Source organism: Streptomyces sp. NBC_00162 (assembly GCF_024611995.1).
GTDB lineage: Bacteria > Actinomycetota > Actinomycetes > Streptomycetales > Streptomycetaceae > Streptomyces.
The window spans coordinates 4,216,428-4,241,651 of sequence record NZ_CP102509.1 but is presented as its reverse complement, the minus strand read 5'-3'; the positions used below and the strand labels follow the sequence as shown (position 1 = coordinate 4,241,651).

The window sequence follows — 25,224 nt, the reverse complement described above, 5'->3', positions numbered from 1 at the left end:
GCACTTCCCTCCAGCTAGCGTCGGATGCCGGTGGCGAACGGCAGGGTGTTGACGAAGGCTCGGTGGTGCTCGCGGTCGCACCACTCCAGCTTCAGGTAGGACTTGCCGGCGGAGGCGCGGATCGTCCGCTTGTCGCGGGCGAGCGCCTCCGGCGAACGTGAGGACACCGTGATGTACCCGACCAGGTTGACTCCCGCCGCACCGCTGGCGAGATCTTCACCCCTCTGGTCGAGCCGGCCGTGGGCGGCGATGTCGCGCGGGTCGACGGTGCGGTTCATCTTGGCGGCGCGGGAGGCGTCGGCCTCGTCGTTGGTCTTCTCGGTGAGCATCCGCTCGATGGCCACCTCGGTGGGCTCGAGGTCCATGGTGACGGCGACGGTGCGGATGACGTCCGGGGTGTGGACGAGGAGGGGGGCGAGGAAGTTGACGCCGACGGGGGTCATGGGCCATTCCTTCACCCACGCGGTGGCGTGGCACCAGGGGGCGCGGGTGGAGGACTCGCGGGTCTTGGCCTGGAGGAAGGTGGGCTCCACCGCGTCGAGTTCGGCGGGCCAGGCGTTGCGCTTGGTCATGGCCTGGATGTGGTCGATGGGGTGGTCCGGGTCGTACATGGAGTGCACGAGCGAGGAGAGGCGGCCCTGGCCCAGCGGCTGGCGGACGCGGATGTCGGCTTCCGCGAGGCGGGCGCAGATGTCGGTGAGCTCGCGGGCCATGACGATGGCGAGGCCGGCGTCGCGGTCGAGCTTGCGGCCCTTGTGGGGGGTGCCGGCGCGGGCGATGGTGTGGGCCTCGGCGGCGAGTTCGCGGGTGTAGTGCATGCAGGCGACGAGGTACGCGCGGTGCTGCTCGGAGGAGGTCGACACCATCGACTGGAGCTGGTCGTAGGACTCGCGCAGCCAGCCGGGGGCCCGGGTGTCGCCGCGCTGGGCCACGTCCTTGGCGTGCGCGTCGGGGTCGGCGGGCAGGGTGCGGGCGAGCATCTGGAGGCGGGTGACGAAACCGTCGCCGTTGGCCACGTGCTTGAGGAGGGTGCCGAAGCGGTCGACGAGGGCCTCTTGGTCCTCGCTGTCGCGCAGGCCGACGCCGGGGCCCTCGATCTCGATGGCGGCGGTGACCGTTCTGCGGTCCGCGTGGAGGAGTACGGCGATCTCGTCGGGGCCGAAGGGGGCGGCGAGCCAGTTGATGCGGCCGATGCCGGGGGGCGGGCCGACCTCGACCTCGCGGCCGTCGGCGCCGCGGACGCCGGCTTCCATGGCGCCCGAGCGGTAGGTCGTACCGCGTCGCAGGGTGCGCTTGTAGCTGCGGCTGATCTCGAACCAGCGGTAGAAGGTGCGGCCCTTGTACGGGACGTACACGGCGGCGAGCGCGAGCATGGGGAAGCCGGCGAGGCTGACGATGCGCAGGGTGAGGTCGGGGACGAGCAGTCCGCTCATCATGCCGAAGAACGCCCCGGTGATGATCAGGGCGATCTCGCCGGTCTCGCGGTTCTTGCCGACGATCGCGTTCGGCCGGGCCCGGCCGATGAGATACGTGCGGCGGGGCGCGACCGGGTGCATCTGGTGGGACTGGGTCGTCAACGCCCGTCACCTCCTGTGTTCCTCGTGCTCGAACTCGTGCGGGGCGGGGGTGCGGCGGAGGGGACAGATCCGCCGCCGGCCCCGCCGCCGGAGGTGGGGCGGCTGCTGTGGGCGGCCACGCCTCCGGAGATGGGATTGGCGGGGCGGGGCGTACTGCCGCCGCCGTCGCCGCCGCGGTGGGCGCCGCGGCTGCTGTGGGCCTTGATGCCCTGTGAGACGAGGGAGGCCGGGGAGCTGATGACGGCGGCTGCCTGGGCGCCGTCGGTGGCCTTGCTGCGGTTGGAGCGGGCGGAGGCGATCTCGTCGCCGAAGCCGGGGACGAAGCGGTAGATCATCGCGGAGGCGAAGATCGCCAGGAGGATGATGGCGAGGCCGGTGACGACGGCGGAGAAGGCGTCGGGGCCCTTCTCGCCGGCCAGGGCTCCGGCGAGGCCGAGGACGATGACGATGACCGGCTTCACGAGGATGACGGCGATCATGATGCCCGCCCAGCGGCGGACGTGGCCCCAGAGGTTCCGGTCGACGAGGCCCGCGTAGACGACGACGCCGAGGAGGGCGCCGACGTAGAGGAGGGCGGCCCGGATGAACAGCTCGAGGAAGAGGATGCCGGCGGCGAGGACGGTGACGAGGGAGACGACGATCAGCATGATCGGGCCGCCGCCGATGTCGTCGCCCTTCTTGAGGGCTTCGGAGAAGGAACCGAAGAAGACGTCGGTCTGGCCGCCGCCGGCGGAGGCGATGACCTCGGTGACGCCGTCGGTGGCGGAGACGACGGTGTAGAGGATCAGGGGGGTGAAGGCGGAGGCGAGGACGGTGAGCCAGAGGAAGCCGATCGCCTCGGAGAGGGCGGTGGTGAGGGGGACGCCGCGGACGGCTCGCTTGGCGACGGCGAAGAGCCAGAGGACGAGGGTCAGGATGGTGGAGGCGGCGAAGACGACGGCGTACTGCTTGAGGAAGGTGGCGTTGGTGAAGTCGACGTTGGCCGTGCCCTTGACCGCTTCGCTGAGTTTGCCGACGATCCAGGCTGCGGCGTCGGCGCAGCCCTTGGCGAGGGAGGCGAGGGGGTTGAGGGCGTCGGCCGGGTCGTTGGGGGCCAGGCCCGTTCGGGGGGCCTGACCGGATCCGCGGTCGCAGTACTCCCGGGCCGGCCCGGCGATCAGCGAGCAGGGGTCGTTGCTCGTGCTCGGCGCCGGAGTGGGTGTAGGGGTCGGGGCGGCCGTTGCACGAGTGGCAACGAGAATGACCGCGGTCTGGAGGACCGCGGCGGTGGCGCCGATCCTTCGGAGCGGGGGCCGGTGACTACCGGGCATAGGTGAACCCTCCGAATTCGGTGACCGCGCTGCCGATCTCATCGGAGGTGGATACGGGGTTGTCGCCAGTGACCGGGGTGGGGCCGTCCTTCTGCGAGGATTCGACGACCTTCCAGTCGGAACCGTTCCACTTGAGCGTCAGCGAGATCGTGAACCACCCGCTGGTGACGGGGCGAGTGGACTTTTCGCCGGTCAGGCCGAACATGCCGATGCACCACACGTCGACCGACGCGGCTCCGCCGGCGAAGTTCTTCACCTTGGTCCCGGCCGGAACCGTCCGGTTGACGAAGGTGGAACCTGCCGGTGCCAGACCATCCTTCGTCAGGCCGATCTGGGAGAGCAGACCGGCCGAGTAGTCGGCATCGAATCCGGCCTGGAGCTTCGCCCGGCTTCCTTCGTCCGCGACCGCGTCCACGATGGCGCGGCGGCGCGCCGGGTTGAACATGCCGTCAGAGCCCAGTGCGACCGCGTAGTTGGTGGCTGCCGACTCGGCGCCTTGCTGGTCCTGGGCGAAGCCCTTGGGGATGGTGCCGTTCTTGCCCGTTACCGGGGTCGTGCCCGTGGGTGATGTGGAGGAGGCGGCCGGGGAGTTGCCCTGGGGCTTGTCCTGCGGGGTGTCCGGGCCCTGGTTCGCGAACGCGATGGCCGCGATCAGGAGGACCACCACGCCGACCACCGTGATCAGGCTGCGGGAGGTGCGCGGGGTGCGGCGGGTGGGGCCGTACGGGTCGGCGTTGGAGTCCGGGAGGCGGGTACGGGTCTGGCCCGTGCCGCCGTACTGGTCCTCGCTGCTCATTCCGTTTCGGCCCCCTCCGCGTCGTACGACGGTAGTACTGGTTCCCGCGTAGGCGCGGTGTGGTGAGTCCTCATCAGGTACGGCCGCGGTGGCCCGGCTAGACGGCCATTCCGTAGACGATGGTGAAGAGGGTGCCCAGGGAGCCGATGATGAAGACGCCCGTGAGGCCGGCCACGATCAAGCCCTTGCCCTGTTCCGCGCTGAACGTGTCGCGCAGGGCGGTCGCGCCGATGCGCTGTTTGGCCGCGCCCCAGATGGCGATGCCGAGGCAGAGGAGGATCGCCACGGCCATGACCACCTCGATCATGACCTTCGCTTCGTTGCCGAGACTGCCGAACGGCCCCCAGTTCGGGGCGATTCCGCCGATGATGGTGGTGATGTCGCCCTTTTCGGCTGCCAGGATCATGTAACTCACCGCCCCTGTATGGGTAGTTCCGGAAGCCCATGCCCGACGGCAGGGGTTACGTACTATCTTCGCTGATGAAACCGCCGCCGTCGTCGACTTGACGGCTCTCTTTACCCGATCTCCCGGCCCGCGTCCCGCCCCTGTGCTCTGACCTGCGCAGGTGCGGTGTGTATGCGAAAGAACGTATGGTCACTCTGTGTATCACGGGGTGTGACGCCGGGCAATGATTGTCGTCTCGGCGTGCGGGGGGTGACGCGAGGGGCCGCCGTTCGGCGCAGTGGGATCGCGTGTCGTTGTCAGTGGGGTGCGGCAGCCTGGGGACATGACGACGACTCCGTGGACCCTTGCCGACGTGGAGGCTGCCATCCGGGCGGGATGGTCGGCCGAGACCTGTTCGCCGGACGATGTGGAGCGGGCGCCCTGGACGGCCGACAACCCGGCTTGGGGGCACTGCGACATCACGGCCCTGGTGGTGCAGGACATAGTCGGCGGCGAGCTGATGGTCGGCGAGGTCTGGCTGGACGGGGAGCAGCAGGGCTTCCACTGCTGGAACGTGTTGCCCGGGGGGATACGGGTCGACCTGACGCGGGAGCAGTTCCGGCGCGGGCAGACGGTGACGCCGGGGAGGCTGATGGGGAAGCGGCCGGGCGGGCGGCTGCCGAGGCGCTGGGAGGAGTACCAGCTGCTGCGCCGGCGGGTCATCGACAAGCTGGGGCCGTTGCCGGGTGTGGTGCGGATGCCGGACGGGCGGCGGCCGGCCTATACGGACTTCGGTGGTCCGGGGGCGCCGCTGCTCGCGCTGCACGGGCACTTCCGGGACGGCAGGTGCTTCGGGGACCTGGCGCGGGAGGCGGGTCCCCGGTGGCGGGTGATCACTCTCGACGAGCAGGGTCACGGGGAGTCGGACCGGGCCGCCGCGGACACGGAGGAGGGGTACGTGGCGGATGCCGCGGCCGTTCTCGAGCACGTGGGGCTGGGGCCCGCGGTGGTGGTGGGTCACTCGCTGGGCGGGGGCGACGCGTATCGGCTCGCGGCGCGGCGGCCGGATCTGGTGCGGGCGGTGGCGGTCGAGGGCATCGGGGTGGTCGACGACGACCTGTCGCACGCGCCGGGCAACTGCGTGCGGCTCGGGGGCGGGGAGGGGTTTTACGACGCCTTGCGGGGGTTCTTGGCCCGGGTGTGACCCGGCGGCTGGAGCGGTGGTCAGCTCCAGTGGGCGGGGTGGGTGAGGGACGGGGGGATTTGGGTCTTCGGGTTGCCTTGGGCCGCGTTCAGCTGGGGCTGGGTGAGGAAGAGGGCGTTGCGGAGGTCCGCGCCGCGGAGGTTGGCGTCGCGGAAGTCCGCGCCGATCAGGTCGGCGGTGCGGAGGTCGGCGCGGCTGAGGTCGGCGGCGATCAGGTAGGCGCCGCGGAGGTTCGCGCCGCGCAGGTCCGCTCCGGAGAGGCGGGCGCCCATCAGGTCGGCGCCGCGGTGGTTCTTCTTGCGGCCCGGCACCTTGGCCCGTACGAGCTCGCTCGTCTTCAGGAGCAGGGTGTTGATCTGCTGGCGGAGGGCGCCGACGTCCAGGTCCGCGAGGGAGGGCGCGTCCGCGCGCGTCCACTGCTCGGTCTCCGCGAGCGCCTCGCGCAGCCGCGCGTGGAGCGGGGCGGCGTCCGGGAGGGTCAGCGCCTCGGCGACGTAGAAGAGCAGCTCGTGCAGCTGGCGCATCACCGGGAAGACGTCGAACATCTCCGCCCGGGTCTCGGGGTGGGCGCGCCAGTCGCGGCCGCCGAAGGTGACCTGGGACACCTGCTGGCCCGCCCCGAAGCAGTCGAAGACCGTGCAGCCCTGGAAGCCCGTGTCGCGCAGCCGGGTGTGGATTCCGCAGCGGAAGTCCTCCCGGAGGTTCTTGCAGGGGGTTCCGGCGGGCTTGTTCACGGCGAAGTCGTTGGACTTGGCGAAGGGGAGGGCGACGCAGCACAGCGCGAAGCAGTTCGCGCAGTCGGCCTGGAGGAGGGGGAGACGCGTGGGCACGTCGTCCATTGTTACCGGTCGGGGGCGGTGAGCCGCATCTGGACGGCGGTCCACGGGACGCCGTCGACCTCCTCGACGCCCTCGAGGATCTCCTCGGTGCGGAAGCCGAGCTTCTCGTAGATGCGCAGGGCGGCCGTGTTGTGGGCCCAGACGCCGAGGGTGATCTCCGGCAGGGCCAGTTCGCCGAAGCACAGCTCGACGGCCTGGGAGACGAGGGCTCTGCCGAGGCCCTGGTCGCGGGCCTCGGGGGCGATCAGTACCCGGCCGAGGCGGGTGCCGGAGACGGAGACGTGCCCGACGCGGTGGTTGCCGGGGGACACGGCGGTCCATATGTGCCGGCCGGGGTCGGCGGCGTAGGCGGCGAGCTGGGCGTCGTCCAGTGGCCAGGAGAAGGCGGGGCCGGCCCAGGTGATCAGCTCGGTGCGGGTCGTCACCCACGTGCGCAGCAGCGGTGCGTCCTCCGCGGGCCGGTAGGGGAGCAGGGAGATCAGGTGCGACAAGGTCATTCCTCAAGTATCCCGATGGCGAACGGGGTTGATCCGGGGGCGGGCGGGCGGTGAGCATCGCGGTATGACAGAAGTGATCGCAGTCGCTGTTATTACTCTTCTCGCCGTGATCAGTCCCGGCGCCGATTTCGCCATGGTCGTACGCAACAGCTACCTCTACGGGCGGCCCACCGGGCTGTTCGCCGCGGCCGGGGTCGCGGCCGGTGTCCTGGTCCACGTCTCCTACACGATGCTCGGGGTCGGTCTGCTGATCGCCTCCTCCACCACCCTGTTCACCGTGATCAAGCTGGCGGGCGCGGCGTATCTGGTGTGGATCGGGATACGCACCTTCCGGGCGCGGGCCGAGGTGGCGGTGGACCTGGAGTCCAAGGCGCAGCTGACCCGGCTCGGGGCGATGCGGTCGGGGTTCCTGACCAATGTGCTCAACCCGAAGACGACGCTGTTCGTGGTGTCGACCTTCACCCAGGTGGTCAACCCGGACACCGCGGTGTGGCAGCAGGCGGGCTACGGGCTGTTCATGTCGGCCGCGCACCTGGGCTGGTTCGGGGCGGTGGCGCTGTTCTTCTCCAACTCCCGCCTGCGGGACCGGATGCTGAAGGCGCAGAAGGCGCTGAACCGGGCCATCGGGTCGGTGCTGGTGGGGCTGGGCGTGGGGCTGGGGTTCGCCCGCTGACCTCCGCCGGCGGTTGCGACAGGGGCTGGTGATGCCGGTTACCTGTCGGTAGCGTGGGCGTCATGGGTGCTGCCGAGGGGTTCTTCGAGCGGATCGACGCAGGCCGGTTCGTGGCCACGGAGTACACGCGCGGGCCGTGGGACCCGGGCTCGCAGCACGCCGGTCCCCCGGCCGCCCTGCTCGGGCGGGCCGTCGAGGAGCGGCCGGGCGCCCGCGCCGACATGCGGATCGCGCGGATCACGTACGAGATCCTGCGCCCGGTGCCGATCGGCGCACTGGAGATCACCACCAGCGTGCTCCGGGCGGGCCGCGGCACCGAGGTGGTCGAGGCCTCGCTCACCCCGCAGGGCGCGGCGGCGCCGGTGATGCTGGCGCGCGCCCTGCGGATCCGGGTGGCCGAGGAGGCGGTGCCGGCCGTGGCGCCGGGCCCGCAGCTGCCGCCGCCCGGGGAGGCCGCGGCGGTGCCGTTCTTCCCGGTGCCGTGGGAGACCGGCTACCACACGGCCATGGAAGCCCGCTTCACCGAGGGCGCCTTCGTGGAGCTGGGCCCGGGCACCTGCTGGATGCGGATGAGGGTTCCGCTCGTCGCCGGGGAGGAGATCCGTCCGCTGGACCGGGTGCTGACCGCCGCCGACTCCGGCAACGGCATCAGCTCGGTGCTGGACTTCGGCCGGTTCGTCTTCGTCAACGGCGACCTCACGGTCCATCTGCACCGCCATCCGGTAGGTGAATGGGCCTGTGTGGAATCCCGTACGAGCGTGGACGCGGCCGGCATCGGTCTCGTCGACGCCCGGCTGCACGACGAGAAGGGCCCCATCGGGCGCAGCGCGCAGAGCCTGTTCGTCGCTCCGCGGTAGCCCGTGCCCCCGTCCGCCGCCCGTGCGGACTGGACGGTGGTCTTCTGTCGCGCCGAGGATGAGGCGGTGAAGTGCGCCCGCATCGCCTGTTCGGGTTTCCGAGTGGGGTAGTAGGACATGCGACACGGCCGAATCACACGTTGAAGTGACGGGAATGGGGGAGGGTTGACGGGTGCGCAGATTCTGGATGGCCGGTGGGATCGGGGTCGGGTTGTGTCTGACCTTCGTGGCGCTGCTCGTCGTGGGGACGTACTCGGCAGCCGCCGGCCTGGTCGGGGCCGCCGGGGCGGGCGGCCGTGCGGTGGGCCTGGCGAAGGGGGCGGTGCCCGCCAAGTACCAGGGACTGGTGGAGAAGTGGGGCAACCTCTGCCCGGCCATAACCCCGGCGCTGCTCGCCGCCCAGCTGTACTCGGAGAGCGGCTGGAACCCGAGCGCCGTCAGCCCCGCGGACGCGCGCGGCATCGCGCAGTTCATCCCGGGTACGTGGGCGGGCCACGGCATCGACGGTGACGGTGACGGGGACCGGGACATCTGGGACCCGAGCGACGCGATCCCCTCGGCGGCCTCGTACGACTGCGAGCTGGCCAAGGACGTGGCGAGCGTGCCGGGTGACGCGACGTCGAACATGCTGGCCGCCTACAACGCGGGGGCCTACGCGGTCATCAAGTACGGGGGCGTGCCGCCGTACAAGGAGACCCAGGGCTACGTGAAGACGATCACGACCCTCGCGAAGAGCTTCGCCCGGCCCGTCGGGCGGGTCGCGCCCTCGCAACAGGCCGCCGGGGCCATCTACTTCGCGCAGAAGCAGCTCGGTACGCCGTACCTGTGGGGTGGCAACGGAACGCCCGACCAGGACGGGCGGTTCGACTGTTCGGGTCTGACCAAGGCCGCGTACGAGACGGTGGGGATCGAGCTGCCGCGCGTGGCGAACGACCAGTACAACGCCGGTCCGCATCCTTCGCGCGACCAACTGTTGCCCGGTGACCTGGTGTTCTTCTCCGATGATCTGACGAACTCTCGGGAGATCCGGCATGTCGGGCTCTACGTGGGCGGCGGCTACATGATCAACGCTCCGTACACCGGCGCCGTGATCCGCTTCGACAAGATCGACACGCCCGACTACTTCGGCGCGACGCGTGTGACGAAGGACGGTGCGGAGGCCCTTCCGGAGCGCGCCGCGGCGAGCAAGTCGCCCTAGCCACGCTCCGTTAAGCCAAGGCCCTGAGCTGCGACGATGAGTCTCTCTTCGATAACGTTGAAGTGATCATTCGGTGGAGAGTGGAACGTACTTGCCAGAACGGGCGTTCCATGAGCACGGGGGTTGATCAAGCGGGGGGCGAAGGGGCGCACACCGGCGTGCGCCCGCAGGGGAACCACGGCAAGGGCAAGGGGCCGCATCACCATGGCTGGACTCACGACCGGTGGGCCGAATGTGGATGTCAGCCTGCTGTACGGGATCAACGGGCTGGCCCGGCGGGCGCCGGACTGGCTGGACCGGGCCGTCGGCCTGGTCGGTGAATACGGGATTCCGCTGGCCCTGGTGCTGCTGGTCCTGTGGTGCTGGCGCGGTGCCCGCCGCCAGGACGAGAGCACGGCCGTCGAGTCCTTCGCCGCACTGGTGTGGGCCCCGCTGGCCGCCGGGCTGGCGCTGCTCGTGAACGCGCCGCTGCGTGAATTCGTGGGACGGCCGCGGCCGTTCCGGCAGCACGAGGGGCTCCAGGTGCTCGACACCGGTCCCGGGTCGGGCTTCGGACCCGAACTGGGAGGCGCCGACTTCTCCTTCGTCAGCGGCCACGCCACCCTCGCGATGGCCCTGGGCGTGGGCCTGTTCGTGGCGAACCGGAAGCTCGGGCTCATCGGGATCGCGCTGGCCGTCCTCGAGGGCGTCTGCCGTGTGTACGCGGGAGTCCACTACCCCACCGACGTCATCGGCGGGTTCGCGCTCGCCGCCGCCGTCGTCCTGGTGCTCGCGCCGCTCGCGATGGCACTGCTGACCCCGGTGGTGCGTGCGGTGGCCGGCTCCCCGCGACTGGGGCGCCTCGTACGGGCCAAGGACCGGGCGCTGCCCCGGCCGGTCGACCTGACGCAGGCGCAGACCCCGCCGGCCGGGCAGCGTACGCACGAGAGCGACCTCGCCGCGTAGGCCGCGCAGGCCGTTTCCGGGCCTACGCCCCGTAGGAGTCCCATACGGCGAGCAGCAGGGCCACCACCAGGCACAGCCCCGCCGCGGCGAAGCACAGGCGCACGGCCGCCGGGCGGGGCCGGGGCGTCACCGGTCTCTGCCGTCGGTGTCGCCGTCACGGCGGTAGCGGGAGCGCAGCCACAGGCCGGTGGCCACCGCCGCGGCGCTGGTGAGCCCGATGGCCAGGGCCACGTCGGCCGGACCGTCCGCCGAGCCGACCGGCCGGGCCCAGGCCGCGGCGGCAGGCGTCAGCGAGATGAGCAGGGCCCAGAGAAGGGCCGCGAGGCGGGCTGCGGGTCCTGGCATGAGTCCAGGGCATCCGCTCCGGCGTGCCCCGGCCAGCCGGGCCGTCCGAACGGGCTACGCCGGCTGTCCCGGCTGTCCCTGCTGTCCCGGTTACCCCGCCGTGTGCCGGGCGGCGTCCTTGCGCGCCAGGTCGCGGGAACGGCGGGCCGGGCCGCTCCAGCCGCAGGTGCAGACGGCCAGGCAGAACGATCCGCGGTCGGCGGTGGAGGTGGTGTGCCCGGAGGGTGGCGCCGGCTGATGCGGCTGGTGCGGCCGCTGCTGCGGCACGGCGGAGGCAAGCGGAAGGGCCAGGGTCGCTTTCGTGTGCGGTTCCACGCTCCCACCGTACCTGGGTCGGCCAAGGGTCGCGGAGCGGTTCCGGCCGTGACGGGAAACCCCTGACCTCGTTAACCGGAGCGGGTGGGGGCCTCGGGCAAACAGCGGTCATGCGTTGGGGGTTGGCAGGCGATGGTGGTGCACCAGCACAGGCGGCGGCGCGAGCGCGCGGGTGAGGCGGTGCTCGCCGTCGGCGTCACCCTGGCGGTCACGGCGATGGGCGGGTGCGCGGGCGCCGGCAGCGACGACCGGCCTCCCGCGGACGCGGCGGCGGTGGTCCGCGGGGCCGCCGACGCGCTGATGGCGGCGGGCAGTGCCCGGGCCCGTACGGCCATGGAGATGGCCACCGGCGGGACCAGGGTCACGATCCACGGCGAGGGCGGGGTCGACTTCAAGAACCGGATGGGCCAGCTGCTGGTCATGCTCCCGGCCGACGTGAAGGGCAAGGCCGAGCACCGGCCCATCACCGAGCTGCTGGTGCCGGGCGCCCTCTACATGAAGAACCGGGGCGCGGGCGTCCCCGACGACAAGTGGGTCCGGGTCGACACGACGACCCTCGCCGACGGGAACCTGGTCACGGGCGGGGCCACCGATCCGCTGGTCGCGGCCGAGCTGCTGCGGGGCGTCCAGGAGGTGACGTACGTCGGGGAGACCGAGGTGGCCGGCACCAAGGTGCGGCACTACCGGGGGACCACCGACATCGGGCGGGCCGCGGGGAGTGCGTCGGCTGAGGTCAGAGGGGCGCTGGAGGCGGCGGCGAAAGGGTTCAGCAAGGACACCGTGCCGTTCGACGTCTACCTGGACGAGGAGGGGCGGCTGCGGAAGGTCCGCCACCGGTTCACGTACGTCAACAATGGCGTGATCGATGTCTCGTCGACCACGCTGCTGTACGGATTCGGGACACCGGTGACCGTCGTATTGCCCCCAAGCGGGGACATTTACGCCGGGAAGATCGCCGACTAGCGGTGCGGGCGGGGCGGGGGCTGCGCGATCGGGTCATGGCCGGGTATCCGGAAATGGTCCATCCGTGTCATGCGCCGCGTGCCGTCCCCTCCCTACGCTGAGAAGTCGAGCGCCGACGACCGAAGACGGCAGATTGAGGTGACACGCGTGACTCCCGCAGGCGGTACGACGGTGCAGGATCATGTGGCGCTCGCCGAGATCGAGCTGTGCGGTGAGCTGATCATCGCGGCTTCGGCCGCCGCCGAGGAGCGGCTGAGCCAGGACCGGATCGACGAGGTGCTGATGGGGATCTGGTCCGGCTGACGCGCCGCTGCCGGGAATCAGGTGCGCAGGAGGCGGGCGATGGCCTTCGTGGCCTCCTCGACCTTCGCGTCGATTTCGGTGCCGCCCTTGACGGCGGCGTCGGCGACGCAGTGGCGCAGGTGCTCCTCGAGCAGCTGGAGCGCGAAGGACTGGAGCGCCTTCGTACTCGCCGAGACCTGGGTGAGTATGTCGATGCAGTAGACGTCCTCGTCGACGAGCCGCTGGAGGCCGCGGATCTGACCCTCGATCCGGCGCAGCCGCTTGAGGTGCTCGTCCTTCTGGTGGTGATAGCCGTGGACGGCTCCGGAGCCCTCCGCCTCGATGGTCGTCATGCGTCCTCCCTGGTCCGGAACGAGGGGATGCATACCCCTCATGGGTATAGGATACCGGGCCGCGGCCGGGGGAGCAGGGGCCCGTGTTCCCCACTCTGCCTGATGGAGGACACTGGGGAACTGCCGGTTAGCCGTGGCCGGGGGATGCGCCTAGCATCAGCCTGACCGAATCCAATGCACCCCGAGGACCTCACGTGCGATTTCGTCTGACCCCCAGGGAGACGAGCTTCTACGACATGTTCGCCGCATCCGCGGACAACATCGTCACGGGCTCCAAGCTCCTGATGGAACTGCTCGGAGCGGACTCCTCCGCCCGGGCCGAGATCGCGGAGCGGATGCGGGCGGCGGAACACGCGGGGGACGACGCGACCCACGCGATCTTCCACCAGCTGAACTCCTCCTTCATCACGCCGTTCGACCGCGAGGACATCTACAACCTGGCCTCGTCGCTCGACGACATCATGGACTTCATGGAGGAGGCGGTCGACCTGGTCGTCCTCTACAACGTGGAGGAGCTCCCCAAGGGTGTCGAGCAGCAGATCGAGGTGCTGGCGCGCGCGGCCGAGCTGACCGCCGAGGCCATGCCGCACCTGCGGACGATGGACAACCTCACCGAGTACTGGATCGAGGTCAACCGCCTTGAGAACCAGGCCGACCAGATCCACCGCAAGCTGCTCGCCCAGCTCTTCAACGGCAAGTACGACGCCATCGAGGTGCTGAAGCTCAAGCAGATCGTCGACGTGCTCGAAGAGGCGGCCGACGCGTTCGAGCACGTTGCGAACACGGTGGAGACCATCGCGGTCAAGGAGTCCTGAACCTCGTGGACACCTTCGCCCTGGTCGTGACCATCGGTGTCGCGCTCGGCTTTACATATACGAATGGTTTTCACGACTCGGCGAACGCGATCGCGACGTCCGTTTCGACGCGGGCGCTGACCCCGCGCGCGGCGCTGGCGATGGCCGCCGTGATGAACCTCGCCGGTGCCTTCCTGGGCAGCGGGGTCGCCAAGACGGTCAGCGAGGGCCTGATCGAGACGCCCCACGGCAACCGGGGCATGTGGATCCTCTTCTCGGCGCTCGTCGGCGCGATCGTCTGGAACCTGATCACCTGGTACTTCGGCCTGCCCTCTTCCTCCTCGCACGCGCTGTTCGGCGGCATGGTGGGCGCGGCGCTGGCGGGCGGCACCGGGGTGATCTGGTCGGGTGTGATCGACAAGGTCGTCATCCCGATGTTCGTCTCGCCCGTCGTGGGTCTGATCATCGGTTTCCTGGTGATGGTGGGCATCATGTGGATGTTCCGCCGGTCCAACCCGCACAAGGCGAAGCACGGTTTCCGTATCGCGCAGACCGTGTCCGCGGCGGCGATGGCGCTGGGCCACGGCCTCCAGGACGCGCAGAAGACGATGGGCATCGTCGTGATGGCGCTGGTCATCGCCGACGTGCAGACCGCCGAAGACGAGATCCCGATCTGGGTCAAGATCGTGTGTGCCGTGATGCTGTCGCTGGGTACGTACGCCGGCGGCTGGCGCATCATGCGCACCCTCGGCCGCAAGATCATCGAGCTGGACCCGCCGCAGGGCTTCGCGGCCGAGACCACGGGCGCCTCGATCATGTTCGGCTCGGCGTACCTCTTCCACGCGCCGATCTCCACCACCCACGTGATCACCTCGGCGATCATGGGTGTGGGCGCGACCAAGCGCGTGAACGCGGTCCGCTGGGGCGTCGCCAAGAACATCGTCCTGGGCTGGTTCATCACGATGCCGGCCGCGGCCCTGGTCGCCGCGCTGTGCTTCTGGGTCGTGAACCTGGCGTTCGTCTAGCCCGCGAACCCGCCCCGTACGAAAGCGGGCCGGCTCCCCCCACCCAGGGGGAGCCGGCCCTTTTTCTTTCTTTCGCCTTGCGGTGGCACCGCCATGCAGCACCGCAGGACGTTCACGACATCTCTTTAGCCGAAGCGGCCCGAGATGTAGTCCTCGGTCGCCTGGACGGACGGGTTGGAGAAGATCCGGTCCGTGTCGTCTATCTCGACGAGCTTGCCGGGCTGGCCGACCGCGGAGAGGTTGAAGAAGGCGGTGCGGTCGGAGACACGGGCCGCCTGCTGCATGTTGTGCGTCACGATGACGATCGTGAAGCGCTCCTTGAGCTCGCCGATCAGGTCCTCGATGGCGAGGGTGGAGATCGGGTCGAGGGCCGAGCAGGGCTCGTCCATCAGCAGGACCTGCGGCTCGACCGCGATGGCGCGGGCGATGCACAGACGCTGCTGCTGGCCGCCGGAGAGGCCGGAGCCGGGCTTGTTCAGGCGGTCCTTGACCTCGTTCCAGAGGTTGGCGCCCTGGAGGGACCGCTCGACGATGTCCTGGAGCTCGGACTTCTTGAAGGAGCCGTTCAGGCGCAGGCCCGCCGCCACGTTGTCGAAGATCGACATGGTGGGGAAGGGGTTCGGGCGCTGGAAGACCATTCCGACCGTGCGGCGGACCGCGACCGGGTCCACGCCGGGGCCGTACAGGTTCTCGTCGTCCAGGAGCACCTTGCCCTCGACGCGGCCACCGGGGGTGACCTCGTGCATGCGGTTCAGGGTGCGCAGGAAGGTGGACTTGCCGCAGCCGGACGGGCCGATGAAGGCGGTCACGGAGCGGGGCTCCACGGTCATCGAGATGTCATCGATGGCCTTGTGGGTGCCGTAGAAGGCGGACAGTCCGCTGACGTCGATTCGCTTCGCCATGAGGGGTCACTTCGCTTTCATGTGGTCGCGTCAGCGACCGGTCTTCGGGGCCTTCCAGCGGGCGATGCCGCGGGCCACCAGATTGAGGATCATGACGAAGGCGATCAGGACGAGCGCTGCGGCCCATGCCCGGTCGTAGGAGGCTTCACTGCCGACCTTGTACTGCTCCCAGATGTACAGCGGGAGCGAGGACTGAGCACCTTCGAAGGGGTTTCCGTTGATCAGCTGGGAACCGAAGACCAGCAGCATGATCGGCGCGGTCTCACCGGCGATGCGGGCCACTGCCAGCATGACGCCGGTGGAGATGCCGCCGATGGCGGTGGGGAGCACGACCTTGAGGATCATGCGCCACTTCGGCACACCGAGGGCGAGGGCGGCCTCGCGCAGCTCGTTCGGGACGAGCTTGAGCATCTCCTCGGTGGAGCGGACCACTACGGGCATCATCAGGATCGACAGGGCCATGGCGCCGGCGAAGCCGGAGGGGCCGAAGCCGAGCATCAGGTTCCAGGTCGTCAGGATGAACAGACCCGCGACGATGGAGGGGATGCCGGTCATGACGTCGACGAAGAAGGTCACGGCCTTGGCGAGCGAGCCCCGGCCGTACTCGACCAGGTAGACGGCGGTCAGCAGGCCGATGGGCGCCGCGATCAGGGTGGCCAGGGCGACCTGCTCGATGGTGCCGAGCAGGGCGTGGTAGACGCCGCCGCCCTCGTCGAAGCTGGTCACGCCGTTCATCGAGTGGCTCAGGAAGCTGCCGCTGAGGAGCTTGAGGCCGCGGCTGATCGTGGTCCACATCAGCGAGAGCAGCGGGACGACCGCGAGGACGAAGCAGACCCACACGACGGAGGTCGCGACGCGGTCCTTGGCCTGGCGGCGGTTCTCGATGACCGAGCTGGCGGTGTACGTGATGATGACGAACAGGATGGCCGCGATCAGACCCCACTGGACCTTGCTGTGGAGGTCGAAGACGATGCCGATGCCGCTGCCGAGGGCGATCGAGAGGACCGCGATGCCGGCCGGGGCCCAGCGGGGCAGGCCGCCTCGGGTGAGCTTGGCGGGCGCGGCGGACTTGGGGGCCCGGGCGGGCCGCTGGTCCTGGATTGCGTGGCTCATCAGGCGTTCGCCCCCGAGAAGTCCTTGCGGCGAGCGATGATCAGGCGGGCTGCACCGTTGACCAGCAGGGTGAGCAGGAAGAGGACCAGACCGGAGGCGATCAGCGCGTCCCGGCCGAACTCGTTGGCCTCGTCGAACTTCGCGGCGATGTTCTGCGCGAAGGTGCCGCCACCCGGGTTCAGGATGTGGCCGGAGATCAGGAAGCTCGGGGAGAGGACGGTCGCGACGGCCATGGTCTCGCCGAGTGCGCGGCCGAGGCCGAGCATCGAGGCGGAGATGACGCCGGAGCGGCCGAAGGGCAGTACCGACATCCGGATGACCTCCCAGCGGGTCGCGCCGAGGGCCAGGGCGGCCTCCTCGTTCATGCGCGGAACCTGGAGGAAGACCTCGCGGCTGACGCTGGTCACGATCGGCAGGATCATGATCGCGAGCAGGATGCCGACGGTGAAGAGCGAGCGGGCCACGCCGACCTGGGTCTTCTCGAAGACGTAGGTCCAGCCCATGTACTCGTCGAGCCAGAGGTTCAGGCCTGCCAGCTGCGGGACGAGGAAGAGGGCGCCCCAGATGCCGTAGATGATCGACGGCACGGCGGCCAGCAGGTCGACCACGTAGGCGAGGGGGGCGGCCAGCTTGCGCGGCGCGTAGTGCGAGATGAACAGGGCGATGCCGACAGCGATCGGAACCGCGATGGCCATCGCGATGATCGAGCTGACGACGGTGCCGAAGAGCAGGACGGCGATGCCGAAGACGGGCGGGTTGGCCGACGCGTTCCAGTCGAAGGTGGTGAGGAAGTTCCCCTCGTTCTTCGACAGGGCGATCGTGGCGCGGTAGGTGAGGAAGGCGGCGATCGACGCCATGATCACCAGCAGCAGAATGCCGGAGCCCTTGGAGAGCCCGGCGAAGATCTTGTCACCGGCGCGGCCGGTGGATCCCTTGCTCCTGGAGACGGGCGGAGCCGTGTCTATCGGGGTGGGTGTGGTGGAAGCCATGGTCTTTCCGGTCTGTGTGGGGGGCAGGCCCCCTGGCGGCGGTGCACCGGATCCCCCTGGGTGGAGGGGGAGGGTCCTCGGGTGCCGGGCGGTCGGACGGGATCCGCCCGGCACCGAGGGTCAGGACTAGCCCAGCTTGGCGACGGCCTCGCGGACCTTGGCGTTGATCTCGGCCGGGATCGGCGCGTAGCCGTTCTCGAGGAGGACCTTCTGGCCCGCGTCGGAGGCGGCGTAGTTCAGGAAGGACTTCACGGTCGGGAGCGTCTCGGCCTTGTTGCCCTTGTCGCAGACGACCTCGTACGTCACCAGGACCAGCGGGTAAGCGCCCTCGGCCTTGGTGGTGTAGTCGAGCTTCAGGGCCAGGTCGGAACCGGTGCCGGCGACCTTGGCGGCGGCGATGGCCTTGGAGGCGTTCTCACCGGTGGCCTTGACCGGGGCGGAGGCGCCCGTGTTCAGGTCGACCGTCTTGATGCTCTGCGAGCTGGCGAAGGAGAGCTCGAAGTAGCCGATCGAACCGTCGACCTGCTTGACCTGGGCGGCGACACCGGCGGAGCCGGAGGCGGCCTGGCCACCCGGAGCGGCCCACTTCTTCGCGGCCTCGTACGGCCAGGCGTCGGGCGCGGTGGCCTTGAGGTACTTGGTGACGTTCTCGGTGGTGCCCGAGTCGTCGGAGCGGTGGAAGGCCTGGATCGCGGTGGAGGGAAGCGTGACGCCGGGGTTCAGCTTCTTGATCGCCTCGTCGTCCCACTTCTTGATCTTGTCGTTGAAGATGTTGGCGACCGTGGCGGCGTCGAGGTTCAGCTTCTCCACGCCGGCGACGTTGAAGCCGAGGGCGACGGGGCCACCGACCATCGGCAGGTTGATGCCCTGGCCACCGGTGCAGACCTTCTTCGACTCCTCGACCTGCTCCGGCTTCAGCGCCGAGTCGGAGCCGGCGAAACCGACGGTGCCCTGATTGAAGGCGACGATGCCCTCACCGGAGGAGGAGGACTTGTAGTTCACCTCGACGCCGGAGCAGGCGGCCATGTAGTTCTTCACCCACAGCTCGACCGCGTTCTTCTGCGCGGAAGAGCCCGAGGCCAGGAGCTTGCCCTTGGCGTCGTCGCACTTGATGTCGCCCGCGGCGGCCGCCGACGGCTTGCCGCTCGCGCCGGTGTCCTTGGTGTTGTCGTCCGAGCCGCACGCCGTGAGGACCAGGGCGCCGGACACGACAAGCGCCCCGAGGGCGGAGGCACGAAGCATGTTCTTGCGCTGAAGCTTCACTTTCGGGTGTTCCTTCCAGAAGCCGCCGGCCGCTTTCTGTATCGGGGCGGCGTGCGAAGAGGACTACGTCGGTTGCGAGGCTGAGCTGCTCGTTTGCCGGGCGGCTCGCACCTTGCACCGCTGAAATTAGTCAGATCAAGTGAAGCGGCCGACCGGGCCGAGTGAACGGACGGTGAACCATGGCGGACGACCCGGTGCGATCCGGCAGGTCCGCCCACAGGCGTAATCTTCCGTTATCCGGCTGTTATCTCGGCGTGACCGCGGGAGTCCGCGGAGGCGGGGAGCCAGATCTGCCGGAAGTCGAAACGGGCGGACTCGACCGCGTGGCGCTGGTCCGCGTGCAGGATGCCCAGCGCGTACGCCGTCGCCGGGGCGATGCGCGGGGTGCGGGCCGCCGTCGCGGAGGCGTTCGCCGCCTCGGCCGCGTCGCGGTGGCGGTCCAGGGCCTCGCCCGCGGCCGCGGGGCGCGTCACGTCCTCGCCCAGCGCCTCCCGCGCGTACCGGTGGACCCGCAGGAGGCGGCGTACCTCGTGCCAGGGCCCGTCACAGTCCGCGTCGTACCGGTGCGTGTCCTCGGCCGGCGGCAGCGCCGAGACCGCCGCCGACAGGCGGGTTTCGGCCACCGCGGCCAGCGGCACCAGGACGTCCTCGATGCGGCCCCGGGCCGCGACCGGATCCAGCGGGACCTCCGAGGCCAGCACCGCCACCGCGTCCGCCACCGCGTGGAAACGGGCGGAGCCCAGGGCTTGGAGGGTCGCCGAGTGGGCGCGCGTACGGGCCAGGGTGAGCTGGCGCTCCAGCAGTGCGCCCGCGCGCGCCGAGCCCACCGTGAGCGCGCCGGCCGTGCCGCGCGGCGCCGGGACCTCGGACGTGCCCGACAGCCGGTGGAGCGCGTCCATCAGCCGGGCCAGCCGGGCGGCGTACGCGTGCTCGTCGGCCAGGGTCGAGGACAGCCACACCAGCTCGGTGCGCAGCCCGTCCGCCCAGGAGGACTCGGTCACCACCCGGAAGGTGGCCAGGGAACCGCTGATCCGGCGCGCGGCCCCCCGCAGGCTGCGCGCCGCATCGCTTCCTTCCGAGGCGTCGGCCCCTCCCCCAGACTCCGTCCGGGGGGACCCCCACTCCTCGTGCAGGCGGAGCCCGCGCAAGAAGGCCGTGGCCTGGGTGCGCAGGTACGTGCCGAGCACGTCACCCGCGCATGCCGTAACTGCCATCGGGTCATGGTTTGGCTGAGCCACGCCGGCGCCTCCGGGCGTCTATGAGCATCTCCTGTACGTGCCGCAGCGGCTGGCCTTCCGCGTCCGTGCTGTGCCGCGTCCATTCGCCGTCCGGGCCCAGGTGCCAGGAGGAGGTGACGTCGGACATCCCGGTTTCCAGCATCCGGTCCAGGGCCGCGCGGTGGGCCGGGTCGGCGACCCTGACCAGTGCCTCGATACGGCGGTCGAGGTTGCGGTGCATCATGTCGGCGCTGCCGATCCACACCTCGGGTTCGCCGCCGTTGCCGAAGGCGAAGACCCGGGAGTGTTCCAGGAAGCGGCCGAGGATCGAGCGGATCCGGATGTTCTCCGAGAGTCCGGGTACTCCGGGGCGCACCGCGCAGATGCCGCGCACCCAGATGTCGACGGGCACACCGGCCTGGGAGGCCCGGTAGAGCGAGTCGATGAGGGCCTCGTCGACGATCGAGTTCATCTTCAGGCGCACGTACGCGGGGCGGCCGGCCCGGTGGTGGGCGGCCTCTTTGTCGATCCGGGCTATCAGCCCGTCGCGCAGCGAGCGGGGTGCCACCATCAGCCGGCGGTAGGTCTCGCGGCGCGAGTAGCCGGACAGCCGGTTGAAGAGGTCGGAGAGGTCCGCGCCGACCTGCGGGTCGGCGGTGAGCAGGCCGAGGTCCTCGTAGAGCCGGGCGGTCTTGGGGTGGTAGTTGCCGGTGCCCACGTGCGAGTAGCGGCGCAGCTGGTCGCCCTCCTGGCGGACGACGAGCGAGAGCTTGCAGTGGGTCTTGAGGCCGACGAGCCCGTAGACGACGTGGCAGCCGGACTCCTCCAGCTTGCGCGCCCACTTGATGTTGGCCTGCTCGTCGAAGCGGGCCTTGATCTCGACGAGTACGAGGACCTGCTTGCCCGAGTCGGCGGCGTCGATCAGGGCGTCCACGATCGGGGAGTCGCCGGAGGTGCGGTACAGCGTCTGCTTGATCGCGAGGACGTCCGGGTCGGCGGCGGCCTGCTCCAGGAAGGCCTGCACCGAGGTGGAGAAGGAGTCGTACGGGTGGTGCAGCAGCACGTCCCGCTCGCGCAGCGCGGCGAAGATGTCCGGCGCGGACGCGGACTCGACCTCGGCCAGGTCCCGGTGGGTGCCGGCGATGAACTTGGGGTACTTCAGCTCGGGCCGGTCCAGGGAGGCGATCCCGAAGAGGGCCGTCAGGTCCAGCGGACCGGGCAGCGGGTACACCTCGGAGGGGTTGACCTTCAGCTCCTGCACCAGGAGGTCCAGGACGCCCGGGTCGATGGACTCCTCGACCTCCAGGCGCACGGGCGGGCCGAAGCGGCGCCGCATGAGCTCCTTCTCCAGGGCCTGGAGGAGGTTCTCGGCGTCGTCCTCCTCCACCTCGAGGTCCTCGTTGCGGGTCACGCGGAACATGTGGTGCGCGAGCACCTCCATGCCGGGGAACAGCTCCTCCAGGTGCGCGGCGATGACGTCCTCCAGCGGGACGTAGCGCTGCGGGGAGGCCTCCAGGAAGCGGGAGAGGAGCGGCGGGACCTTGACCCGGGCGAAGTGGCGGTGACCGCTGACGGGGTTGCGCACGACCACGGCCAGGTTCAGCGAGAGGCCCGAGATGTACGGGAACGGGTGCGCGGGGTCGACGGCCAGCGGGGTCAGCACCGGGAAGATCTGGTTGCGGAACAGGGTGAAGAGGCGGGCCTGCTCCTTCTCGGTGAGGTCCGGCCAGCGGATGAGGTGGACGCCCTCCTCGGCCAGCGCCGGGGAGATGTCCTGCTGGAAGCAGGCGGCGTGCCGGGCCATGAGCTCGCGCGAGCGGGTCCAGATGAGGTCCAGCACCTCGCGGGGCTGCAGGCCTGAGGCCGAACGGGTGGCGACGCCGGTCGCGATACGCCGTTTGAGGCCCGCCACGCGGACCATGAAGAACTCGTCGAGGTTGCTCGCGAAGATCGCCAGGAAGTTGGCGCGCTCCAGGAGGGGCGTCGTCGGATCCTCGGCGAGCTCCAGCACCCGCTCGTTGAAGGCGAGCCAGCTGCGCTCCCGGTCGAGGAACCGGCCGGGCGGCAGCTCGCCGCCGTCCTTGTCGTCGTAGGCGTCCAGGTCGGCGTCGAGATCGGGCTCGAGGTCGACGTGCGGGCGGTGCGCGCTGATGGAACCTATCCGCGCGTGGGCGCCGGTGACGGCCGTATTGCCCGGCCCTCCCGCGGGGGCGGCGGACGTCTGAGACGGGTGCTGGGCGGGGACCTCGGTGGGACCTGCGCTGGGCTTGTGGCTCATGACTCCATTCTTCCGCGCGCGCGGCAGGACAGGCGCGTCGGAAGTGTCGGCCGTCAGTCGGAGTCGGGGGTACATGCGGGGAGAGTCGCAAGCGCGTCTTAATGCCTGGTTAATGGCGTGTGGCTTCCCGGGTCCGGCTGGCGCACGAGTCCGCTATGTGTGCGCCGGGGTGCGGTGCGTGTCCGCCCCGGACCCTCCCCCAGACTCCGTCCGGGGGGACCCCCACGCCGCAAACTCCCCCGGCCACCGCCGGGAGGGGCCCCCAGTGGGTCTGGACCGGCTCAGCTCTCCGTCCGGTACATCAGGTCCACCTCGTGGGTCGTGAAGCCCATGCGCTCGTAGACGGCCAGGGCCGCCGGGTTGTCGGCGTCCACGTACAGCATCGCCGTCGGCAGGCCCGCCGCCGCGAGGTGGCGCAGGCCGATCGCCGTCAGGGCCTTGCCGAGGCCGCCGCCCTGGGCCCCCGGGCGGACGCCGACCACGTAGACCTCGCCCAGCTGCTCGGCCCGGTGGATCTTCGTCCAGTGGAAGCCGACCAGCTCTCCGGCGCGCTCGGCGAGGAAGAAGCCCTGCGGGTCGAACCAGGGCTGCGCGATCCGGTCGTTCAGGTCCCGCTGGGTCAGCGCGCCCTGCTCGGGGTGGTGGGCGAAGGCGGCCGCGTTCGCCGCGAGCCAGGCCTCGTCGTCGGTGCCGGGCAGGAAGGTCCGTACGGTCACACCCGCCGGCAGTACCGGTTCCGGCAGCGGGTCCGCGTCCGGGCCGAGCGGCCGGCGCAGCTGGCGCAGCTCGCGGAACAGCGTCAGGCCGAGCACCTGGGCCAGGTGCCGGGCGGCCGACTTGCCGCCGTGGGCCCACACCCGGATCCGCTTGCCGGAGGCGGCCAGCAGGGCCGTGCCGAGTGCCCGCCCGTGGCCGCGTCCGCGCAGCGCCGGGTGGACGACGAGCTCGGCGGCCGGGGCCTCCACCGGGTCGGTGTCCTCCAGTTGCCCGTATCCGGCGAGCCGGCCGCCCTCGGTGAGCAGGAAGTGCCGGATGCCCTCGCGCGGCCCGCCGCGCAGCTGGAGGCGTCCCTGTTCGGACACGGCGGTGGTGCCGTCGGTGCGTGCCGCGTCCTCGATCAGGGCGAGTACGGCTGCGGCCTGTTCCTCCGTCAGCTCGTCGAGGGTCTCAATCTGCCGTCCCGGCTCCAGGGCCGCTGCTGCGTCAGTCATGCCCTGAGACTACGACCGCGGCGGGCGGAGGTGCTGGTGCGGCCCCGGGCATCGGTCCGCCTTGTCCGCGTACGTCTCCGTGTAACCACCTCGATACCGTTCCTAGCCGAGTTGGCCCGTGTTGGCCGCATCGCCTCCTACCGGACTGGCCGGTTGTCTCCCCGAACGGTCTTGGGAGACTGGGAACAGCGCGTGCTGGTCGCTTCGGTCCCGGCAGGTCTTGGTGCCCTGGTGGGGCGTGCCTGCGGTCCTTGGCGGGCTCGCGGTCCCGCGTGCCCTCGGGCGGGGGACGGTCTGGCCGGTAGCTCTCCGCGCCACGATCCTCTGGTCGTGTGCGGTCACACCTGGCCGACGCCGTAGCCCGTGTCCGAGGGCGCGCCTGCCGATTGCCGCAGCGGCCGCGTGGTGGCCGGTGACGACGGTGGTCTTCGATTGTTGCTGGAGCGGCTGCTTCCAGTGCTGGGCTCCCCAACGGGAGGTGTATGCGGGGTCGACGGCGATCACAACGAGCCCGTGGTGGTGGGCCATGCCGCGCAGCCGTTCCCGGAAGCGCGCGGTGGGAAGTCCGGCGACGGCGCGGCGGAAGTTCTTGCCGTGTCTGCCGTGTCCCATGGTTTCGCGGCCTGTGGCACGGGCGTCAGCGAAGCCGAGATTCTCGATCGCCAGGCCGGCGCAGCCGTTCGCCCTGGCGAGGTTGATGAGTTCGGTGATCGCGGCCCGTAGGCGGCCGTCGCGCTGGGATGTGGGGCCGGGCAGGTCGGTGGGCACCGTGACGGGTTCACCGACCGGGTTGCCGTGGGTGTCTACGACGCAGGCGGCGAGATGATCGGCGTTGAGGTCGACCGCCAGCAGGCGGGCGCCGGTGGCGGCGAGCTCGTCCGCAGTGGGCTGCACTCTTTTCGGGGTGGCCCAGGAGGCGTCGAGGTACCAGCGGCCGCGGGACGGGTCGTGAACGATGTCGTAGCGGACGGCTTGGCCGGCGGTGATCCGGTCCAGCCACTCATCCAAGCGGTGGTGGAAGGTGACGGTGCAGTCGAGCTGGTACCGGCCACGGGGCGCGTTGGCGAGGTGCCGCATTGGTTCGGGCAGGACGATCGTGACGCTGCCGTCGGCCGGGTCAACGCTGATCGTGTAGTTCCCGTAGGGCACGCCGGACTCGCCGTCGGCGGTCAGGAACAAACGGGCAGAGTCCCACCGCTCCCGCCACTCGCTCTCCGTGAGACTGGTGTCGGCGAGGTTGTGCCGTGCCCTCGCGAGCCTTCGCCCGCCGAGCACGATCGCCGGATGCCCGCCCTCGATACGCCGATCCACCTCGGTCAGGCGGGCGGTGAACGACTGCAGCCGGCACTGCTTCTGTGCCCGCTCAGCCCGGCTCTGGTAGCCCCGAACCCCACCCACACGTCGGCCGCAGGGTAAAGCCAGACGTTTGCCGATCTCCGTGATTGCCCTGCGCAGCAACGCCCGCTCATCGAAAAGACAGCGCAATGACAGCCGGTACTGGTCCTCACTGGCCCGGGTGATGGCCCCCGCCCACCGTGACGACGACACTTTCGTCAGCGCGCGCTTACGCTCCGCCCGACGATTGTCCTTGACCGGCACCTTGCCGATACGGACGCGTTCGGCCAGATCAGCACGAGCGTGATGACCGAGGTGGTCACCGAGGAGCATCAGGATCTTCTCATCCGCCGAACTCAGACGCAGACGGTCTCGGATGCGGGCACCAGTTGGGGCAGCGACCACGAATGGATCTGCTAGCAGGCGGAGTTCGAGCACCTTCTTCCGTGTGCCCTGCGCCACAGCCCGCCCCCTCTCCACTCGCCGCAGCGGCCATCCCGCCCCCACAGGCAACCAGTTCGGCAAGGCCGGGAACCTCTCAATATGGCCCATGTTCAC

26 protein-coding genes are annotated in these 25,224 nt (G+C 70.3%); 9 read left to right on the top strand and 17 right to left on the bottom strand.

Annotated features, from left to right (window positions below):
- Positions 1-14: 14 nt before the first annotated feature.
- The 4 genes from JIW86_RS19775 to JIW86_RS19760 form a co-directional block, all read right to left on the bottom strand.
- Positions 15-1,577 carry an SCO6880 family protein gene (locus JIW86_RS19775; protein WP_215139677.1) on the bottom strand — a complete coding sequence of 521 codons (1,563 nt, stop codon included), beginning with the start codon at positions 1,575-1,577 and terminating at the stop codon, positions 15-17.
- Positions 1,574-2,887: a hypothetical protein gene (locus JIW86_RS19770; protein WP_257555192.1), complete on the bottom strand. Its 1,314-nt coding sequence runs from the start codon at positions 2,885-2,887 to the stop codon at positions 1,574-1,576. Before JIW86_RS19770 ends, JIW86_RS19775 begins: the two co-directional genes overlap by 4 nt.
- The gene (locus JIW86_RS19765; protein ID WP_257555191.1) at positions 2,877-3,683 is read right to left on the bottom strand and encodes a hypothetical protein; all 807 of its coding nucleotides are present in this window, start codon (positions 3,681-3,683) and stop codon (positions 2,877-2,879) included. Before JIW86_RS19765 ends, JIW86_RS19770 begins: the two co-directional genes overlap by 11 nt.
- A gap of 97 nt (positions 3,684-3,780) precedes the next feature.
- On the bottom strand, positions 3,781-4,089 hold the full coding sequence (locus JIW86_RS19760; protein ID WP_008742356.1) for a hypothetical protein: 309 nt from the start codon (positions 4,087-4,089) through the stop codon (positions 3,781-3,783).
- Positions 4,090-4,411: 322 nt separating this feature from the next.
- On the opposite strand from JIW86_RS19760, the gene JIW86_RS41700 reads away from it, so the two are divergent.
- Positions 4,412-5,272, top strand: coding sequence for an alpha/beta hydrolase (locus JIW86_RS41700; RefSeq protein ID WP_322975535.1), 861 nt, complete (start codon positions 4,412-4,414; stop codon positions 5,270-5,272).
- 20 nt (positions 5,273-5,292) lie between these two features.
- On the opposite strand, the gene JIW86_RS19745 is transcribed toward JIW86_RS41700, so the two are convergent.
- Both JIW86_RS19745 and JIW86_RS19740 read right to left on the bottom strand, forming a co-directional pair.
- Complete coding sequence (locus JIW86_RS19745; protein ID WP_406366617.1) at positions 5,293-6,111, bottom strand: pentapeptide repeat-containing protein; 819 nt, start codon at positions 6,109-6,111, stop codon at positions 5,293-5,295.
- A gap of 2 nt (positions 6,112-6,113) precedes the next feature.
- Complete coding sequence (locus JIW86_RS19740) at positions 6,114-6,608, bottom strand: GNAT family N-acetyltransferase (protein WP_257555189.1); 495 nt, start codon at positions 6,606-6,608, stop codon at positions 6,114-6,116.
- A gap of 64 nt (positions 6,609-6,672) precedes the next feature.
- On the opposite strand from JIW86_RS19740, the gene JIW86_RS19735 reads away from it, so the two are divergent.
- The 4 genes from JIW86_RS19735 (at position 6,673) to JIW86_RS19720 (ending at position 10,281) form a co-directional block, all read left to right on the top strand.
- Positions 6,673-7,281: a LysE family translocator gene (locus tag JIW86_RS19735; protein WP_257555188.1), complete on the top strand. Its 609-nt coding sequence runs from the start codon at positions 6,673-6,675 to the stop codon at positions 7,279-7,281.
- A 62-nt stretch (positions 7,282-7,343) separates the two neighbouring features.
- Positions 7,344-8,138, top strand: a complete 795-nt coding sequence (locus JIW86_RS19730; RefSeq protein WP_257555186.1) for a thioesterase family protein — start codon at positions 7,344-7,346, stop codon at positions 8,136-8,138.
- 187 nt (positions 8,139-8,325) lie between these two features.
- Entirely contained in the window at positions 8,326-9,336 is a 1,011-nt protein-coding gene (locus tag JIW86_RS19725) for an NlpC/P60 family protein (RefSeq protein ID WP_257559365.1), read from the top strand.
- Positions 9,337-9,540: 204 nt separating this feature from the next.
- On the top strand, positions 9,541-10,281 hold the full coding sequence (locus JIW86_RS19720) for a phosphatase PAP2 family protein (RefSeq protein ID WP_257555185.1): 741 nt from the start codon (positions 9,541-9,543) through the stop codon (positions 10,279-10,281).
- Positions 10,282-10,407: 126 nt separating this feature from the next.
- Here JIW86_RS19720 and JIW86_RS19715 read toward each other — a convergent pair whose 3' ends face one another.
- Positions 10,408-10,626 (bottom strand): hypothetical protein, encoded by a 219-nt coding sequence (locus tag JIW86_RS19715; RefSeq protein ID WP_257555183.1) that lies wholly within the window; start codon positions 10,624-10,626, stop codon positions 10,408-10,410.
- Positions 10,627-10,716: 90 nt separating this feature from the next.
- On the bottom strand, positions 10,717-10,941 hold the full coding sequence (locus tag JIW86_RS19710) for a hypothetical protein (RefSeq protein WP_257555182.1): 225 nt from the start codon (positions 10,939-10,941) through the stop codon (positions 10,717-10,719).
- A 132-nt stretch (positions 10,942-11,073) separates the two neighbouring features.
- On the opposite strand from JIW86_RS19710, the gene JIW86_RS19705 reads away from it, so the two are divergent.
- Both JIW86_RS19705 and JIW86_RS19700 read left to right on the top strand, forming a co-directional pair.
- Positions 11,074-11,904, top strand: a complete 831-nt coding sequence (locus JIW86_RS19705; RefSeq protein ID WP_215139668.1) for a hypothetical protein — start codon at positions 11,074-11,076, stop codon at positions 11,902-11,904.
- Between the two features lie 147 nt (positions 11,905-12,051).
- Positions 12,052-12,207, top strand: coding sequence for a hypothetical protein (locus JIW86_RS19700; protein WP_199808149.1), 156 nt, complete (start codon positions 12,052-12,054; stop codon positions 12,205-12,207).
- Between the two features lie 17 nt (positions 12,208-12,224).
- Here JIW86_RS19700 and JIW86_RS19695 read toward each other — a convergent pair whose 3' ends face one another.
- A complete protein-coding gene (locus tag JIW86_RS19695; RefSeq protein WP_030009310.1) occupies positions 12,225-12,539 on the bottom strand; it encodes a metal-sensitive transcriptional regulator in 315 nt (104 codons plus the stop codon).
- A 194-nt stretch (positions 12,540-12,733) separates the two neighbouring features.
- Here JIW86_RS19695 and JIW86_RS19690 point away from each other — a divergent pair, with 194 nt between their 5' ends.
- Both JIW86_RS19690 and JIW86_RS19685 read left to right on the top strand, forming a co-directional pair.
- On the top strand, positions 12,734-13,354 hold the full coding sequence (locus tag JIW86_RS19690; protein WP_008742369.1) for a DUF47 domain-containing protein: 621 nt from the start codon (positions 12,734-12,736) through the stop codon (positions 13,352-13,354).
- A gap of 5 nt (positions 13,355-13,359) precedes the next feature.
- Positions 13,360-14,358, top strand: coding sequence for an inorganic phosphate transporter (locus JIW86_RS19685; protein WP_257555178.1), 999 nt, complete (start codon positions 13,360-13,362; stop codon positions 14,356-14,358).
- A gap of 125 nt (positions 14,359-14,483) precedes the next feature.
- Here the strand turns inward: JIW86_RS19685 and pstB are convergent, their stop codons facing one another.
- From pstB to JIW86_RS19645, 8 genes are all read right to left on the bottom strand, one after another.
- Entirely contained in the window at positions 14,484-15,260 is a 777-nt protein-coding gene (gene pstB / locus JIW86_RS19680; RefSeq protein WP_257555176.1) for a phosphate ABC transporter ATP-binding protein PstB, read from the bottom strand.
- Positions 15,261-15,290: 30 nt separating this feature from the next.
- Positions 15,291-16,373 carry a phosphate ABC transporter permease PstA gene (gene pstA, locus JIW86_RS19675; protein WP_257555174.1) on the bottom strand — a complete coding sequence of 361 codons (1,083 nt, stop codon included), beginning with the start codon at positions 16,371-16,373 and terminating at the stop codon, positions 15,291-15,293.
- Positions 16,373-17,362, bottom strand: a complete 990-nt coding sequence (gene pstC / locus JIW86_RS19670) for a phosphate ABC transporter permease subunit PstC (RefSeq protein WP_215139664.1) — start codon at positions 17,360-17,362, stop codon at positions 16,373-16,375. The genes pstA and pstC overlap by 1 nt, the downstream gene beginning before the upstream one ends.
- Positions 17,363-17,488: 126 nt before the next feature.
- A complete protein-coding gene (gene pstS, locus JIW86_RS19665; RefSeq protein WP_257555172.1) occupies positions 17,489-18,625 on the bottom strand; it encodes a phosphate ABC transporter substrate-binding protein PstS in 1,137 nt (378 codons plus the stop codon).
- Between the two features lie 233 nt (positions 18,626-18,858).
- A complete protein-coding gene (locus JIW86_RS19660) occupies positions 18,859-19,839 on the bottom strand; it encodes a CHAD domain-containing protein (protein ID WP_257555170.1) in 981 nt (326 codons plus the stop codon).
- 4 nt (positions 19,840-19,843) lie between these two features.
- Positions 19,844-22,120, bottom strand: coding sequence for an RNA degradosome polyphosphate kinase (locus JIW86_RS19655; protein WP_257555169.1), 2,277 nt, complete (start codon positions 22,118-22,120; stop codon positions 19,844-19,846).
- 281 nt (positions 22,121-22,401) lie between these two features.
- Positions 22,402-23,331: a mycothiol synthase gene (gene mshD / locus JIW86_RS19650; protein ID WP_215139660.1), complete on the bottom strand. Its 930-nt coding sequence runs from the start codon at positions 23,329-23,331 to the stop codon at positions 22,402-22,404.
- Between the two features lie 102 nt (positions 23,332-23,433).
- A complete protein-coding gene (locus tag JIW86_RS19645; RefSeq protein WP_257555168.1) occupies positions 23,434-25,128 on the bottom strand; it encodes a hypothetical protein in 1,695 nt (564 codons plus the stop codon).
- Positions 25,129-25,224: the final 96 nt, after the last annotated feature.